The organism is Pseudoalteromonas sp. PAST1 (genome assembly GCF_021532515.1).
Taxonomy (GTDB): Bacteria; Pseudomonadota; Gammaproteobacteria; order Enterobacterales; family Alteromonadaceae; genus Pseudoalteromonas; species Pseudoalteromonas simplex.
The window spans coordinates 1-1495 of sequence record NZ_JAKGBH010000128.1; the positions used below are offsets into that span (position 1 = coordinate 1).

The following is a 1495-nucleotide window of genomic DNA, read 5'->3' on the forward strand; positions in this document are numbered from 1 at the left end:
ACCCCATGCCGAACTCAGTAGTGAAACGAAACAGCGCCGATGATAGTGTAGCAGCTGCTATGTGAAAGTAGGTCATCGCCAGGCTCCAAATAAGAGAAAGCCCGATTCGAAAGAGTCGGGCTTTTTTCGTTTTGAGCTTTCAGCCAGGTAGGTTGGGTAGAGCGTAGCGAAACCCAACATAATACCACTCCGCATAAAGATTAATACCATTCCGCATAAAGATTAAATCAATTTAATCCATTCCCGATTGCACATTTTCTTCACTCGATCCGGGATTGAAATAAAGTGATTCCATGCCTTTGAAACTTCATCGACAATTTCGTCATAGCCCGAAAACACTCTATTGGATAAACAATGCTGTCGTATCCAGCTCCATACTTGCTCTATTGGATTTAGTTCAGGTGAATAAGGTGGGAGCTTTATCAGGGTTAGGTTTTTAAATTCTGCAGCTGTATCGTATGTGTGCCAGCCTGCGCCATCTATTATCACGACAGCGTGTCTTCCAACAGGTGTCGCGTGTGATATCTGGCGCATATGCTGCGTCATTGCTTCTTTATTTACGAATGGGCTAACTAACGCTTCTGTTTGGCCTGTGGCTGGACATACCGCGCCAAATAAGTATCCATAGTCAAATTGCTGTTGTTTTACAATCCGTGGCCGAGTGCCTGTTTCAGCCCAAATGCGCGTAGTCGGATTTTGCTGGCCAAATCGTGCTTCGTCCTGAAACCATACGTCGATCCGATCAAGAGGAAGGTGTCCTGGTGTGTGAAGGATCGTTTCCAGCTGGAAGTTTTTTAAAAGCCTCTTGGCTCTGTAATGATTGTTTTGGGTGTTTAGAGCGGCTTGTGATCCAACTAAAGCCAAGTTGCTTTAGAATTTTATAGACATGATTTAAGTGGTAATGAACACCAAATTCAGTGTGAATGTAATGCACAATGTCTTCACCGGTAAGGCGGCCACCACGTAGTTCTGTGTTCGTGCGCTTTATAAATTCAGACAGTTGTTCAAGTTGCCGCTGTTGCAGCCTTGATGGACGTCCTTGAATAGGCTTATTGTCTAAACCATCAAGCCCATACTCTAGGTAACTAGAAACCCATTTATTCACACTACTTCTTGCAGTGTTTAGACGTTTTGCAATATCGGTTCGGCTATTACCCTCATAAAATAAAGACACTGCGAGCAATCGCATGTGTTTTCGTGCGTTTGGTTCTTTTCGAGAAAGCGCTAAAAGCTGTTCAGATATGTTTGAATTCAATGTTATTAGCCGGTGATTTTATATAGCCTATATTAGATCAGATATTTAAGCGGAATGGTATTACCACGCTGTTGGGTTGTTTAGTACAGAGACTCCCTCAGCAACAACACCCAGTAGGAGATGTATGGACTCCTCCCCCAAATAGGGTGAGTACGGTATAAAGAGATTGGACAATTACTTTTACCAATAAGGAATCCATACATGTCAAAATTTAACCTAATTAGCATCGACTTGGCAAAA

General features: G+C 42.9%; 1 protein-coding gene and 1 rRNA gene. One reads left to right on the top strand and one right to left on the bottom strand.

Translation table 11 applies throughout. The annotated features are described in order from the left end of the window. Positions 1-84 (top strand): 5S ribosomal RNA (gene rrf / locus L1272_RS23335); the annotation flags it as partial. A 138-nt stretch (positions 85-222) separates the two neighbouring features. On the opposite strand, the gene L1272_RS22980 is transcribed toward rrf, so the two are convergent. Further along, a protein-coding gene (locus tag L1272_RS22980) for an IS630 family transposase (protein WP_442961853.1) occupies positions 223-1189 on the bottom strand; the annotation gives its coding sequence in 2 pieces (ribosomal slippage) (positions 223-789 and positions 791-1189; 966 coding nt in all). Positions 1190-1495 lie beyond the last annotated feature (306 nt).